This is a genomic window from Paenibacillus sp. 05T425 (assembly GCF_056396205.1).
On the sequence record NZ_JBFTLA010000014.1, the window covers coordinates 99,510 to 113,260 of the forward strand.

General features: G+C 48.2%; 13 protein-coding genes. 10 read left to right on the forward strand and 3 right to left on the reverse strand.

Translation table 11 applies throughout. The features are described 5' to 3' along the window. Nucleotides 1-55: 55 nt before the first annotated feature. Complete coding sequence (locus AC1DF0_RS26365) at nt 56-826, forward strand: DeoR/GlpR family DNA-binding transcription regulator (protein WP_442053442.1); 771 nt, start codon at nt 56-58, stop codon at nt 824-826. A 78-nt stretch (nt 827-904) separates the two neighbouring features. Here the strand turns inward: AC1DF0_RS26365 and AC1DF0_RS26370 are convergent, their stop codons facing one another. Continuing rightward, entirely contained in the window at nt 905-1,366 is a 462-nt protein-coding gene (locus AC1DF0_RS26370) for a VOC family protein (protein WP_477576237.1), read from the reverse strand. A gap of 115 nt (nt 1,367-1,481) precedes the next feature. Here AC1DF0_RS26370 and AC1DF0_RS26375 point away from each other — a divergent pair, with 115 nt between their 5' ends. From AC1DF0_RS26375 to AC1DF0_RS26390, 4 genes are all read left to right on the forward strand, one after another. Continuing rightward, complete coding sequence (locus AC1DF0_RS26375) at nt 1,482-2,393, forward strand: helix-turn-helix transcriptional regulator (protein WP_477576239.1); 912 nt, start codon at nt 1,482-1,484, stop codon at nt 2,391-2,393. Nucleotides 2,394-2,534: 141 nt separating this feature from the next. Continuing rightward, the gene (locus AC1DF0_RS26380) at nt 2,535-3,017 is read left to right on the forward strand and encodes a MarR family transcriptional regulator (protein ID WP_477576241.1); all 483 of its coding nucleotides are present in this window, start codon (nt 2,535-2,537) and stop codon (nt 3,015-3,017) included. A 20-nt stretch (nt 3,018-3,037) separates the two neighbouring features. Next, the gene (locus AC1DF0_RS26385) at nt 3,038-3,613 is read left to right on the forward strand and encodes a nitroreductase family protein (RefSeq protein ID WP_477576243.1); all 576 of its coding nucleotides are present in this window, start codon (nt 3,038-3,040) and stop codon (nt 3,611-3,613) included. Between the two features lie 16 nt (nt 3,614-3,629). Next, on the forward strand, nt 3,630-4,115 hold the full coding sequence (locus tag AC1DF0_RS26390) for a nitroreductase family protein (protein WP_442051658.1): 486 nt from the start codon (nt 3,630-3,632) through the stop codon (nt 4,113-4,115). Between the two features lie 25 nt (nt 4,116-4,140). On the opposite strand, the gene spoVB is transcribed toward AC1DF0_RS26390, so the two are convergent. Both spoVB and AC1DF0_RS26400 read right to left on the reverse strand, forming a co-directional pair. Next, nucleotides 4,141-5,691 (reverse strand): stage V sporulation protein B, encoded by a 1,551-nt coding sequence (spoVB, locus tag AC1DF0_RS26395; RefSeq protein WP_442051659.1) that lies wholly within the window; start codon nt 5,689-5,691, stop codon nt 4,141-4,143. A gap of 189 nt (nt 5,692-5,880) precedes the next feature. Next, nucleotides 5,881-6,741: an AraC family transcriptional regulator gene (locus AC1DF0_RS26400; RefSeq protein ID WP_477576246.1), complete on the reverse strand. Its 861-nt coding sequence runs from the start codon at nt 6,739-6,741 to the stop codon at nt 5,881-5,883. A 134-nt stretch (nt 6,742-6,875) separates the two neighbouring features. Here AC1DF0_RS26400 and AC1DF0_RS26405 point away from each other — a divergent pair, with 134 nt between their 5' ends. From AC1DF0_RS26405 to AC1DF0_RS26425, 5 genes are all read left to right on the forward strand, one after another. Then, on the forward strand, nt 6,876-8,777 hold the full coding sequence (locus AC1DF0_RS26405) for a beta-L-arabinofuranosidase domain-containing protein (protein ID WP_477576248.1): 1,902 nt from the start codon (nt 6,876-6,878) through the stop codon (nt 8,775-8,777). A 275-nt stretch (nt 8,778-9,052) separates the two neighbouring features. Then, the gene (locus AC1DF0_RS26410; RefSeq protein ID WP_477576250.1) at nt 9,053-9,229 is read left to right on the forward strand and encodes a hypothetical protein; all 177 of its coding nucleotides are present in this window, start codon (nt 9,053-9,055) and stop codon (nt 9,227-9,229) included. Between the two features lie 146 nt (nt 9,230-9,375). Next, nucleotides 9,376-10,650: a methyl-accepting chemotaxis protein gene (locus tag AC1DF0_RS26415; RefSeq protein WP_477576252.1), complete on the forward strand. Its 1,275-nt coding sequence runs from the start codon at nt 9,376-9,378 to the stop codon at nt 10,648-10,650. A 175-nt stretch (nt 10,651-10,825) separates the two neighbouring features. After that, entirely contained in the window at nt 10,826-12,556 is a 1,731-nt protein-coding gene (locus AC1DF0_RS26420) for a sensor histidine kinase (RefSeq protein ID WP_477576289.1), read from the forward strand. Then, nucleotides 12,553-13,626 (forward strand): response regulator transcription factor, encoded by a 1,074-nt coding sequence (locus AC1DF0_RS26425; RefSeq protein ID WP_477576254.1) that lies wholly within the window; start codon nt 12,553-12,555, stop codon nt 13,624-13,626. Before AC1DF0_RS26420 ends, AC1DF0_RS26425 begins: the two co-directional genes overlap by 4 nt. Nucleotides 13,627-13,751: the final 125 nt, after the last annotated feature.

Sequence of the window (13,751 nt, forward strand, 5' to 3'; positions counted from 1 at the left end):
AAAACAACATAAAACAACATCAATTATATGAAATCAGTCAAGTAGGAGGCMTCTGATGTCATTAACCTATGAAGATCGCAGGATGACGATTCTGAATCATTTGGAAATGGAAGGAAAAGTGCAGGTGCATCACCTGTCTGAGCAGCTTAGCGTTTCAACGGAAACGGTGCGGCGTGATTTGGATCGCCTGGAGAAGGAGGGCAAGCTCCGCAAGGTGTACGGAGGCGCGGTCAAAATGCGCATTGAGCTTGTAGAGCCGCCTTTTCTGAAGCGGACCCAAATGATGAAGGCAGAGAAAGCGGCCATCGGTAAGCTTGCGGCTTCATTAATTGAAGACGGTGAAACGATCATGGTAGATAACGGAACGACGACCATTGAAATTTTGCCTTATTTAAGGGATCGAACGAACATTACCTTGATCACCCACTCGATCCCGGTTCTTAATTTAGCGATGGAAACGTTTCGTGGAACCATTATTTTTGCGGGCGGGGAAGTAAATCCAGAGTACCAAGCGACAACAGGCTCCCTCACCGATCAGATGCTCGATCAATTTAAAGTGAACAAAGCGTTTATATCTGTCGGCGGCATTTCACTTGTAGACGGCATTACCGACTACCATTTAGCTGAAGCGAACATTTCCCGGAAAATGATGCAGCGGGCGGAGGAGTCCATTCTGGTCGCGGACCACTCCAAATTTGGGATGTCCACATTTGCCAGAGTATCGAGGCTGGAGGAGATTTCTATGCTGATCACGGACGCGGGCTGTCCCAAAGAATGGATAGATACGATGGAAGCGCTTGGTATCGAGGTGCGAATTAGCGAGTAAGACGAGATCGCCGTGGATTAATACCTAGGCTGCAAACGAGAAAAAGCGGCAACGATAAAAATCCGTTGCCACTTTTCCTTAAGAGTTTGAAACTAAACGATCAAGGAACATTTCAGCGTCACTATTAAACTTCCAGACAACACCAAATTTATCAACCAACATTCCGAAGCAGGAAGACCAAGGCATTTCTGATAACGGCATGATAACATAGCCGCCTACGGACAAATTAGAAAAGTAATTTTCTAGTAGCTGTTTATCATCAATTACGATACTAATTAGTATATTGTTGCCTTTAACCAACTCACCCGTTACGTTCTTCATCGAAGGCAGAATATCCGACATCATTATTTTGCCGCCAGCGAATTCTAACGATGACTCCATAATCATATTCAACTCGTTTTCTGGTAAAGGGTAGTTCGGATCTTGCGGGAAATCCTTGAATTTCACTTTTTTTACTTTGCTTGCATGTAGCGCTTCTGAATAAAACGTTATGACCTGCTCGGTGTTCCCATCAAAATTTAAATACGTAATAACGGACATGTTAAAACCTCCTTCTTGTCATACATGAAGTATAAGCTATAATAGGTGACAGCTTAGTTGTCACCTTTTTATAGCTTTTTTTATTTTTTTTCTAAGTTCAGGCGGGAGGGTCAATATGAATAAAATCGAAAGATTAATATCTATAGTCATGATTTTGCTGCAAAAGAATGTCGTTTCAGCAACCGAGTTCGCTCAATTATTCAACATGTCCAAAAGAACGATTTTACGTGATATGGAAACGCTCGGCATGTCTAATATACCTATTTATTCTATAAACGGAGTTAATGGCGGATACGGGATTATGGATGAATACAAGTTAGACAAACGACTATTAAGCAGTAAAGACTTGGAGAATATATTAACCGCACTGGGCGGACTAGGACAAATTCTATTTAGTGACGAAGTAGAACTAACGATTAAAAAAATGGAATCGATGATCGGCTCAGCACCTTCGAAAGGTTCGATTCACCTGTCATTTTATGATTGGGACGGTCGTTCTGAAATTGTCCAAATCTTAAAGACTTGTCAAGAAGCAATCGTGCAAGGAAGGTTGCTAACCTTCGATTATATAGATCGAAGCGGAGTCAAGACGGATAGAAGGGTCGAGCCATACCAGCTTCATTTTAGCGAAACGAGTTGGTATTTGAAGGGTTTTTGTTTAAATCGAATGGAATATCGAACGTTCAAATTGTCCAGAACGGATAATCTTAATATCGATATCCAAACATTTGTTGCTAGAGATTTTATGACTGAGCAAAAGGCCGAAAAACATTATCAGCCGAAATTAATAACAATTAATGCATTGATCTCCCATCAAATTAAAGATCACTTTATTGAAAGATACGGTCAGAAAAGGATTGAAGCCTATAATTCCGAATTCTGTATCGCCAAAATCGATGTGCCGCAAAACGATATTGGATTCCGGTTTTTAGCTAGTTTTGGATCGGATTTGGAAATCATAGAACCTAAAGCATTTGTAGAAGATTTTCGCGAGTTTCTAAACGTCATGATAAAGAAATATGGCTAGTGACATAGTGACATTAGTTGATAACCAGTATCATCCATGATATATTTTTAACTAGTAAACAATATTGGTTTAAAATCTTGTTTATATGTTATCTTTTAAGTAATTTTGAATGTTTACTCGTTAATAAGGGGCGATTGAGGGATGGATGCAGAAGAGCGAACCAAACAGCTGCTATATGAGCAGTATATCCGGTTTTTACATGTCTATGAGAGTTATAAGGTTACGGAAATCGAACATTTTCAAAGTATCGCCCAAAGGGAAGCCATCGAGAAATTCCCCCAAAATTTGACCGCGGTTCATGTGATTGATTGCATCGGGCGGCATGAACCGATTAACAATACGGGAATTGCCGAGGCGATGAATTTGTCTAAGGCGAGTATTACCAAGATCGGCAGCAAACTGCTGGAAGAAGGATTCGTCAAACGCACGCAAATGAATGACAACAAGAAGGAAAGTTATTTCCGTTTGTCGCAGCAAGGCAAAAAAATCTTCGAACTGCACGAACGTCTTCATGAGCTTGAAGCAGAACGTTTTTACCGATTCTTGGACAGATATTCAGAAATGGAGCTGAAGGTGATCCATAAATTTCTTCAGGATACGAGCATAGACATCGAATCCAGGTGATCCGAAGGAGGATGAAGGGTATGAATTTGGCTGAATTGATCAAGGAACGCAGAAGTATCCGCAAATGTAATTCCAGGCCGGTGGAGCAAGAGCTGGTAGTTGAATTGCTGAGCAGCGCAGCCCGGCTGCAACCGTCCATAGACACTGGATCCTGGCGCGTAGTCTATGCCGGAACTCCCGAAGCAAACAAAAGGCTGGCCGATTATATGCTTGCACAGATGACCCAGAGTAAGCTGGGTAAGCTGATTCCGGGAAAACTATTGGATGTATTCAAAAAGAGATTTACCGATATCCCCGCCCATGTCATTGTCATGTCCTCTGTAGGGCCGGACCGTTTGACCAATGACCGTAATTATTCGGCCGTATGCGGGATCATGCAGAGCTTTCAACTGCTGGGCTGGGAACGGGGATTAGGCATGCTGTGGGATACGGAGTCCATGATTCAGCATGAAGGTTTCTTCCAAGGAATCGGCCTGCATGAGGATGAAAGATTCGTCGGCATTCTCCATCTGGGTTACTTTGATAAAGCGCCTAGGAGCCGCAAAAGAACGCCAGCCGAGCAGAAGTGGACCGTATATCAAGGACATGCGAATTGAAGGTGGAGGTGTGAAAATGAAACTAACCGATTTATTCGGAGAAATGAGCAGTCCGGTCAAGTTTTTAGATCGTCCAGTGCCTAGGCAGCTGATGCTGGAGCTGCTTAATTATGCGGTTTGGGCGCCGAACGATGGGCTTCGCGAGCCATGGAGATTTATTTTTGCCGATAACCCGAATGGGAGGCTCCTGCAGGGCTTACAGGAACCGGCTCCGGCATATCTGCTAGTCGTGATGAGAGAAGAAGCAGACCGCTTTAAGCAGGAGGAGGACTTTGCAGCCGTCTCCTGCCTGGTTCAAAATTTCCGTCTGCTGGCCTATGAGCAGGGCTTAGGCGTGCGCTTCACCCTGCATGACTGGATGTATGACCGGAGCCGTGCCGCAACTTTTGGGGTACTAGGCAACGAGCGTATCGCCGGGGTACTGGAATTAGGATACTGCGAGTCTCACCTGGAAGAGAAATCGGAGACTCCTGAGCTTCAACTGCGGTTCGAGCTGCTGTAGGTGCGAAGAAGGCAACAAAAATTATTTACCACGGAATCGAAAACCTCTGGAGCTTGCTTTTCCAATTCAAAGTACCCGTCAATACGAGTGTAACGAAATAGATGAGCAAGGAACAAACGATGGAAGCTATGACGCTCCATAACAGCGGTAAGCCTTGATTGATAAGATAATCAAAGGTCCAGTGCCCGCATATCGCCATCAGCATCATACAGATCCCAACTTTGATATAAGGACGAACGCTCAAATATAATCCGATCGAACCTGAGATCGAAAAAAAGTTTAACAGGGTTTGCATGACAATTCCGATGCCGATGCCGTACGCGATGCCGATAATGCCGAATTGGCTGCCGAACACGAAGATCGCGATAGCCTTGACGATCGTTGCTGCCACGTAGTTCCACAGTGTAGCTTTAGCGCGGCCTAATCCGAGCAGGATGGCATGCAGCGGAGCGTCGAAATAATGCAAGAAAAACATCGGCGCCAATATTTTCAGCAGCAATCCTGCTTCCGGTGCGTTGTAGACAAGCGTCGTAAGCGGAGTTGCCCACTCGAACAGAATGACGGTCGCCGGCGCGCCGATCAGAAGCCCCAAGCTTAGCGCCTGATTCATCCTCTCATGCATAAGCAGACTGTTCTTGTTCGCCGCTGCCTCGCCAATCGCAGGAATGAGAGCGGTGGACAAGGACTGCGTGATAAAGCTTGGCATGAACAGCAGTGGAAATACATAGCCGGCCAGCAGGCCGAATTGCTTCGTGGCTAACGCCGTGCCTATGCCGGCCAGCGCCAGGCTGGATGTAATGAGAAGCGGTTGGAAGGTGCTGTATAACGAGTGAGTAACGCCGTGACCGGTCGTCGGCAGTCCGATCTGCAGCAGCTCACCAAGCGTGCTTCTTCCTTGCTTCACGTTACTCGCCCATGTCTCGCCCTGCACCTTCGATTCTCCGTACAGCTTGTAGCTTGCCACTAGAAATAAGAGGCTGATCGCTTCGCTGACGACGGATGCAGCCATTGCACCCGCGGCCGCATACGCGATGCCGAAAGGCAGCAATAGGTGTACCAATGCGAGGACACAAGCGATCTGCACCGTATGCTCGAGCACATCGGAGGCGGCGATGGTCTTCATCTGCTGCATGCCGCGGAAGTATCCTTTCAACACCGCGGAGATGGCGATAATTGGCGCGATCGGCGTAATCGCTAGCATCGCATAATAGGCTCGTTGATCGCTCAGCAAGATGGATGCGATCCATTCGGATCCTAATAGTGAAATGGTCGTAAGCGCTATGCTTAAGACGCTGGTGACGGCTAGCGAGACGTGAAGGATACGTCTCACTTTCCCTCGTTCTCCACGAGCGTGGGCCTCTGCGACCAGCTTTGAGATGGCCACTGGCAATCCAAGCTCCGTAATCGTAATGACGAGCGGGAGGAGAGGAGCCGCCATCATCAAGAGGCCGATTCCCTCCGCGCCCAGTACGCGAGCAACATACATGCCGCTGATAAATCCGAGAATACGGTTAATGAATGCAGCGACAGATAACACTAACGTACCTCTCATGAACGATTGCCCGTGTTGCGTCATAGCTTGTTTCCTCCTGTTCATCGAATACTTACATATGTATTCAACATTTGGAAAAGCATGCGAACGAGCTTGTGTGGACTCATTCTAGGACAAGCAATGTTACGCATACGAATATGTTCTTATATATTGTTGATCAAAAAATAAGGCATTTTGGATTAGCGTCCAAGATGCCTTATTTTGTTGCACAGGTCATGGCTTATAAAACTGTTGGATGAAGGAGGAAGGCGGTTCGCCAAATGTTTTCTTGAACACTCTTGTGAAGTAGAACGGGTTCTGATACCCAAGCTGTTCACTAATTTCCGTAATCGTTCGCGAACTTGTGCGCAGCAGCTCGACGGCCTTGTTCATTTTGAGCCGCGTATGCGTCTCTACTATGCTTTGGCCTGTCGTCTTGCGGAACGTTGACGAGATGTGGCTGTAGTTCATGTTCAAGTGCTTTCCAATATCGTTGGCGTTGAAGGGCTCTTCCAAGTGAGCTGACAAATAGTTCAAAACGCGATCTGCCAGTTCAGCTGCGGTCCCGCGTTTATTGGAGGATATAGCGTTCATCGAAGCAAGATCAAGAAGAAACCGATAGGCGCTAATGCTGATCCGGGTCAGACGATAGCTGTCGCGCTGCTCGGATTCTCTAACAATCGCGGATAAGCGTTCCTCTGTTCCGGGCGGTGCCAGCCCGTGCTTGGGGAGATAGATCCGGTGTTCGTAATGTTCGGGAGCGTAATAATCCGGTTCGGGTAGCGGAGCCTGATCTTTGTAATCGAGATGCCGATCATCAGCAGGGTAGAAGTGAATCCAATACCAGCTCGTCCCGGCGGTGGTCTCCGGTCGCCCCCAATGATGCAACCCCTTTTCCAAAAACATAAATTCGCGTTCGCCCACGATGTAGGGCTTGCCATCCTCAATCAATTGCATGCTGCCTTTCGACACATAGAGAAAGACATGATAATCCAATATCCTGTCTGGGTGGGTATAGGTGTGGCTGGTGACGTTCCATCCCATGTCCCTTACGAGCGGAAACCGTTCCGCGGTGATATGGAGCGAAGACTTCATGAATGATGCCTCCTGAATGGTTAATGTGAAAACACAAAAAAAGTATAGGGAAAACAAATTATTCTGCATGTCATTAGAATCTGTAGATGATTAGAATAAATACTAACACAAATATAATGAAGGTGGTAATGAGTATGGAAAGCCGATTGAAGGAGCTCCCATTAGGTAAGATCAAGCTTAGTGATGGTCCTATCAAATCTAGATTTGAATTAAATAAAAGCTATCTAATGAGTTTGACTAACGATAATTTGCTCCGTAATTTCTATTTGGAGGCCGGGCTTTGGAGCTACAGCGGTAACGGCGGGACCACAAGCGCGACTACAAGCAATATGGACGGTCCTGATCATTGGCACTGGGGCTGGGAGTCGCCGACCTGCGAGCTGCGCGGTCATATTATAGGGCACTGGCTATCGGCCGCGGCTAAAATCTACGCACAAACGCAAGACCCGCTTATTAAGGGGAAAGCCGACTATATCGTAAATGAGCTTGCGAGATGCCAGGAGTCGAACGGAGGCGAATGGCTGGCTGCTTTTCCGCAAACGTATATGCATCGGATTGCCGCGGGCAAATTCGTCTGGGCGCCGCACTATACGATCCATAAATTGCTCATGGGCCTTTACGATATGTACGCGGCAGCCGGCAATGCGCAGTCTTTAAAGATCATGTCCGGAATAGCAGACTGGTTCTACCGATGGACAGGCCAATTCTCTGTAGAACAGATGGATGAGCTGCTTGATCTGGAAACAGGCGGCATGCTCGAGGTATGGGCGGATCTATATGGAGAGACAAGCGATGAGAAACATCTGGCGCTTATTCGGCGATATGATCGAAGACGTTTTTTTGATGCTCTTCTTGCAGGAGAGGATTGTATGACGAACAAACATGCCAATACGCAAATCCCTGAGATATTGGGTGCCGCAAGAGTATGGGAAGTAACAGGCGAGGAGCGTTACCGTAACGTTGTGGAGGCGTTCTGGCGCTGCGCCGTAGCCGAAAGGGGTTACGTTGCAACGGGGGCGGGCGATAATGGGGAGCTGTGGATGCCCAATATGGATATGGCCGCACGCCTTGGAGTCGGGCAAGAACATTGCTGCAATTACAATATGATGAGACTTGCCCATGTACTGCTGCGCTGGACAGGTGACGCTTCTTACGGGGATTACTGGGAACGTCGGTTTTACAATGGCGTCTTGTCTCATCAGCACGGGGCTACCGGGATGATCTCTTATTTTCTTGGCGTAGGTCCTGGCAGCCAAAAAACATGGGGATCCGCGACACAGCATTTCTGGTGCTGTCATGGAACCTTGCTGCAGGCGAACGCGTCATACGAACCGCAAATATTCATGGAGGACAAGGATGGCATATCCATCTGCCAGTGGATTCCTTCCGAGCTTCATCATCGACGCGCAGATTCCAATCTGACCATTCAGATCGAGCAGGATGGCCAATATGGAATTTACCCTTTAAACAACTGGTCCGTAAGCGGGATGACAGCCATTACGAAAGTCGATATGCCGCCGATTCCGGTCCATCGTCCGGACCATTTCGTCTATAACATAACGATCAGCCTCGACAACCCATCAACCTTTGATCTGAACCTTCGTCTTCCGTGGTGGATAAGCGGTACGCCGATCATCCGTGTTAACGGTGAAAACCCATTAGATGCCCCTATGGAACCCTCTTCCTTCGTTCAAGTGAGAAGAGCATGGAAGGATGGTGACGTTGTAAAGGTTGAGCTTCCTAAGACATTGAAAACCGAGCCGCTGCCAGGCGATTCGGGGATGTTCGCCTTCATGGATGGCCCGATCGTGCTTGCGGGGTTAACGCATGAGGAGAGAATCTTGGTTGGAGATCCATCGCGGCCAGAACAGCTGCTCCAGCCGGATCGTGAACGAAATCACTCTTGGTGGAACCCGGGATATTACCGGACGAAGGGGATCGATCGCGGATTCCGATTCATCCCGTTATATGAAGTAAAGGATGAGATGTATTCCGTCTACTTCTCGCATAAAAGCGTAGGAGACAGGATGGAGTAAAAACACGGTATATTGAAAATAGTCTACGAATCTCAAAGTTGTACAAAAAATAGGAAAAGCTGACAACGGAAAATGACCGTAGTCAGCTTTTTTTGCATTTACATTTTGCAAGAAACGTTTATAACCGCAAATATGATAATGATTATCATATTTGGTTAATGACATCATGGGAACGCTGCTTTTTACCTTGCTTATTTCGGCGTGTGGAGCTTCGAATTCCGTTGAGCTTTCCGCGACATTGGAGCCGACTCAGTCGGCAAACGCAACGGCTACGAATGAGCCTTCAACCCGATCTTATTCTGTTCGACGACTGGGATGAAGCGGGCATCGAGCCTGCCGTTAAGGAGAACCGCGTCTATTGGTTGAATAGCAAATTCAACTATGATGATCCGATTACCCTTGACCGGCTTCTGGACGAAATTGTTACGATTATGAACGCCCCGGCCCAATAACGGCCGATAGAATCGAAGTAAAGCCGGCGATGCCGGCTTTTACGTTTTATTTAAAGCTTCCTGTGATGTTTATCACAGTTGGCCGTACCGTTAGATTGCTATAATGCAAACGACGGAAGTTTATGCAGCAACGGGGAGGCGAACCAATGAAATCAAGCCTGATTACTAAAATTGTGGTAGGCATTTCGATAGTAGCTATAACGACGTATGGAACGAGCGCCTTTTTTATTTTCGTGTTAAAGGATTATTTGGCTCCGAACATGGAGTCGTGGATATTTATGCTGCTAACCTTCGCATTAGGCGTGTTTTGGACAGGGCTGCTCGGATGGCTGACGGCAAGGTGGCTCGTGAAGCCGCTTAACGACCTGCACCGGGCAGCGGGATTAGCGGCAGGAGGGGACTTGAAGGCGGGCGTTGACATTCCGAAATCGAAGGACGAGCTGAAGCAGCTTGCGATTTCGTTCAACCAGATGATTGCCAGCCTGCGCGGTATTGTTGTCGATATCGACGCGCATTCGAATGCGACAGGCACGGAAGTGGAGCAGCTGCGAATGGCGGCAGAGCAAGCGGCTATGCTGCTGACAGCCATATCGGAACAGGTGGACGAAATATCGGGCAATACCGATACGCAGGCGCATCTTTCTCGAACGATGTATGCTTCCATTGAGGAGATAGCCGGCATTTCCGCCGACGCGAAGGCATGTACGGTGGAGGCTCAGCAGGATGCTGTGCGAATGGAGAACTCGATGGCCAGCAGCAACGAAGCGATCGATTCGTTATCGGCTGCGATGCAGCGACTTGCCGAAGAAGGTAATGAAACGTTCGGCATCGTCAATAAGCTCGAGAAGCATGCGGAGCAAATTCAAGATATTATCCGCGTCGTGGAGGACATTTCGGACCGTACCCATCTGCTGGCGCTAAACGCTTCAATAGAAGCGGCCCATGCCGGCGAACATGGTCAAGGGTTTCAGGTGGTGGCGGTGGAAATTAGGAAACTGGCTAACCACAGCTCCAAGGAAGTTAAGCATATCGGCGGCTTAATTGAAGCGATACAGTCCGATCTGACGGTGGCCGTCGGCCGAATGGAGACGCAAGCGCAGCTCATCCATAATGAATCGTCCAAAACAACCGAAACGATCAGCCATTTGCATTTGATTGCGCAATCGGTGAACCGTACGGTTGAAGCCATCCATAAAATTGCCGCTTTAATGCAAATCCAGTCTGTGAAAATGGCGGCGATGCTGGAGGGGGCACAGCTGGTTGCCGATGTGGCGGAGGAAAACGCGGACAAGCTCAGCACGATAGCGTCTTCCGTACAAGAGCAAAACGCGATGGTCCAGGAGGTGGCAGCAGCCTCCAACGAGCTGCAGAATATGACGCTCGCTTTGCAAAGCGGGATTGGAAAGTTTCGTTTCAAGTAAATGGAATGGAACAATTATTGATCAAGAGCATTTCCCAGTCTGCCCGCACCCAAAGAAGGAGAAACACGCCGAGCGGCGAATATTGCTCCATACTCGTTGTGAGGTGGTGGAGGTGCTCGGCAATCGCCAGGTAAAGTCTAATCGAACGGAACGTAGGAAGACAAGCTTCTTGAATATGCTTCGCAACCGGTTTCAATTCTCCTCTCTTCGCAAACGAATTATGGTGTTTCTGACTGTTGGCTTTGTGGGATGCGCCGTCTTAATGGCGTCTGTTTCCTACAATGCGATCTACACGATGCAGCGCGATAAAATCAAGACCTCTATGGCTTTTGATCTGTACCAGCAAACATCAAAGTTGAATCAGATGTACAACAACCTGCTTCAGGTTACGCAGCAGATGACGCCGGAAGGCACGGTGGGTCACCTGATGGAAACGTATATCTCTACCGCCGACCCATATAGTCAGCGTCTTCTATCACGCGATATTTCCTATAATATTGGATTAATTACGTTTTCGAATCCGGCTATGCAGCTGGTGATGTATTTTAACCCCGCAAGCGGGAAAGCTTATCAATCCAATTTGCCGCTGCGCGGTGACTTCACGCTGGAATCCTTGCCTAGTGTCGCCGGTATCGGGGAGCTGAAATACCAGTCTCCGCATAAATCTTTATGCCGATTCAGCGATGATCTGGTTGTGTCGGTGACACGGGAGGTTACCTTTTCAGACGGAACGCAGCTAGTCGTTTATGTGGAAGCCAAGTCGGATATTACCACAGATATGAACTCGCTTGCGGAAAACTTGTACATGCCCTATACGCTTGTTTTCACCGATACGGCGGACATGGTGACCTATAGCAGCAATTCAACTGCTTTTGCGGCCGGCGGGCCTCTCGAGCTAAGCGGGCAATCGGGTGTGACGGGCGATTATGTATGGAATCGGATGACAGGCGATTACGGCTACGGCATCACGCTGCTGCTTCCCGTCTCCTACTACAATCATGAGCTCTATACGTGGAAAAATCATATGTATTGGATTCTCGCCGTTGCCCTTCTGATGATGTTCATGCTCACTCTATTATTGCGGAGGCTCATTAACAGGCCATTTCGATTGATAGAGAAGGAAATGAGGACGTTTGGCAAGGGCTATATGGGCACTAGCCAATATCATACGGGTATCGATGAATTTGACCGGCTATTCAATCAGTTTAATATTATGAAGAGGCAAATTCAGCAGCTGATTATGGATGTGGAGCAGAAGGAAAAGCGCCGTCATCAGCTGGAGATCGAGAAGCTAGCCTACCAAATCAACCCGCATTTTCTGATGAATACGCTCAATTCGGTGCGTTGGCTGGCGGTTATGCATAAGCAGGCGGAGATTGAGAAGTTTGTTTCCTCGTTGATTTTTTTGTTGAGCTATAACTTGGGCAAGTCGGAGGGAACGGCTACTTTCAGGTCGGAAATAGACGTCATGCGAACGTATCTGGAACTGCAGCAGATGCGGCATGATTTCGAGGTGAAGCTGAATATTGCGGAAGGGACCTATCTCGATAGTCCTGTCGCAAGGTTTATCCTGCAGCCCATCGTGGAAAATGCCGTTTGTCATGGCCTTGACGATCACGGCAAGCTGGAAATCTGTATTTCGCCTGACGAAACCGCGCAGATGGTGCGCATTATGATTCGCGATGACGGCAAAGGGCTAAGTCAGGAGACGCTTGCCTTATTGCAGCGCGATACGCCGGATCAGCAGCAGACAGGCTGGGGGATTGGACTTCGTTATGTCCGATCGATGCTTGAATCCTTTTATGGCTATAAAGCTCGTATGGGTATAGAAAGCACTCCGAATCACGGCACAACCGTTACGTTAACCCTTCCCATTCAGCAGTATAGAAAGGAGAGAGCGATTTGATTCGTGTATTAATCGTTGACGATGACAAGCTTGCCCGCAAAGGCTTCATTTCGATTATGCCTTGGACCAATCACGATATGATTGTAGTCGGCGAAGCGGCGAACGGCGCGAAGGCGCTCGAATTTATGGAAAGGCATGAGGTGGATCTCATGTTCGTCGATCTTTCGATGCCCGTCATGTCGGGAATGGAGCTGCTTCAAGTCACGCGGCAAAGATTTCCTGGGCTGCGCTCCGTTATTTTATCTTTTCATGAAGAGTTCGAGAATGTGCAAACGGCTTATCGCATGGGGGTGCTCGATTATATATCGAAGGTGCGTCTGGAATCGGAGGACGACGAGCAAATATTGAACCGAATCCAGCAGCAAATGACAGGAGAAAAGCCTCATCACTCAGCCAAGCCTCCCGCGGTATCCGCGCCTGTGGCTGCTTCCGAGCAAGACGTCTGCCTACAGGAGGAAGAAGAATGGAGCGGGCTGGAGCAGGAGTGGCGGTCGCACTATTGGCTTTATAATGAATCGGTCTTCCAGCGCTTATGCAAAAGGACCGTAGAAGCCAAGGTTTCTTTTCGCCGTCTGGAAGGTCTGTTCATGCGTGTGTTGTCACAAATGGAGACCGTTATCGCAATGGATGCCGAGCTCCGGTCAGATGCCAATGACGTCCGGTCGGCGGTTGAATGGCTGCGCGATTACAGGAAACGCGTGTATGCGCACGTTGCGGCATCCTCCGATTTCACCAATACGACGACCAGCATTCTGAGGGCTGTGCTGTTCATTCGCGAGCAGGCTTCGAATACGCTGCATGCCGAGGACGTCGCCGATCATGTGCACATGAGCCGAAGCTATTTTAGCCAATGCTTTAAGAAGCTGACGGGCACGACGTTCAATGATTACTTAAGACAAGAGCGGATAAGAGCGGCCGAGCGTCTGTTATGCGAAACGAATCAGTCGATCGCGTGGGTTGCTCATGCTGTAGGCTACAACGACTCCAAGTATTTTTCCCACCTCTTCTATGAACAGACTCGCCTCTTGCCCTCCGAATTTCGTGCTCAGTTCCACAGGGGGGAAGAATGATTTCATCTTATCGAACAAACATCTACCTCGGCCCCTTATTCGTCGCAAAACACGGCACAACCGTCCGACTTTTTTTCTCCGCTTCCAATGTACAATGAGAAGGCAAGAAACGAAGCAACCGCTTA

Bases quoted from the DNA above. Each gene is read 5' to 3' on its own strand.
- AC1DF0_RS26365 (WP_442053442.1), top strand. From the start codon at position 56: ATGTCATTAACCTATGAAGATCGCAGGATGACGATTCTGAATCATTTG.
- AC1DF0_RS26390 (WP_442051658.1), top strand. From the start codon at position 3,630: ATGAAACTAACCGATTTATTCGGAGAAATGAGCAGTCCGGTCAAGTTT.
- AC1DF0_RS26420 (WP_477576289.1), top strand. From the start codon at position 10,826: ATGCTTCGCAACCGGTTTCAATTCTCCTCTCTTCGCAAACGAATTATG.
- spoVB (WP_442051659.1), bottom strand. From the start codon at position 5,691: ATGACGCAACACGGGCAATCGTTCATGAGAGGTACGTTAGTGTTATCT.
- AC1DF0_RS26415 (WP_477576252.1), top strand. From the start codon at position 9,376: ATGAAATCAAGCCTGATTACTAAAATTGTGGTAGGCATTTCGATAGTA.
- AC1DF0_RS26375 (WP_477576239.1), top strand. From the start codon at position 1,482: ATGAATAAAATCGAAAGATTAATATCTATAGTCATGATTTTGCTGCAA.
- AC1DF0_RS26380 (WP_477576241.1), top strand. From the start codon at position 2,535: ATGGATGCAGAAGAGCGAACCAAACAGCTGCTATATGAGCAGTATATC.
- AC1DF0_RS26405 (WP_477576248.1), top strand. From the start codon at position 6,876: ATGGAAAGCCGATTGAAGGAGCTCCCATTAGGTAAGATCAAGCTTAGT.
- AC1DF0_RS26410 (WP_477576250.1), top strand. From the start codon at position 9,053: ATGAGCCTTCAACCCGATCTTATTCTGTTCGACGACTGGGATGAAGCG.
- AC1DF0_RS26385 (WP_477576243.1), top strand. From the start codon at position 3,038: ATGAATTTGGCTGAATTGATCAAGGAACGCAGAAGTATCCGCAAATGT.
- AC1DF0_RS26400 (WP_477576246.1), bottom strand. From the start codon at position 6,741: ATGAAGTCTTCGCTCCATATCACCGCGGAACGGTTTCCGCTCGTAAGG.
- AC1DF0_RS26370 (WP_477576237.1), bottom strand. From the start codon at position 1,366: ATGTCCGTTATTACGTATTTAAATTTTGATGGGAACACCGAGCAGGTC.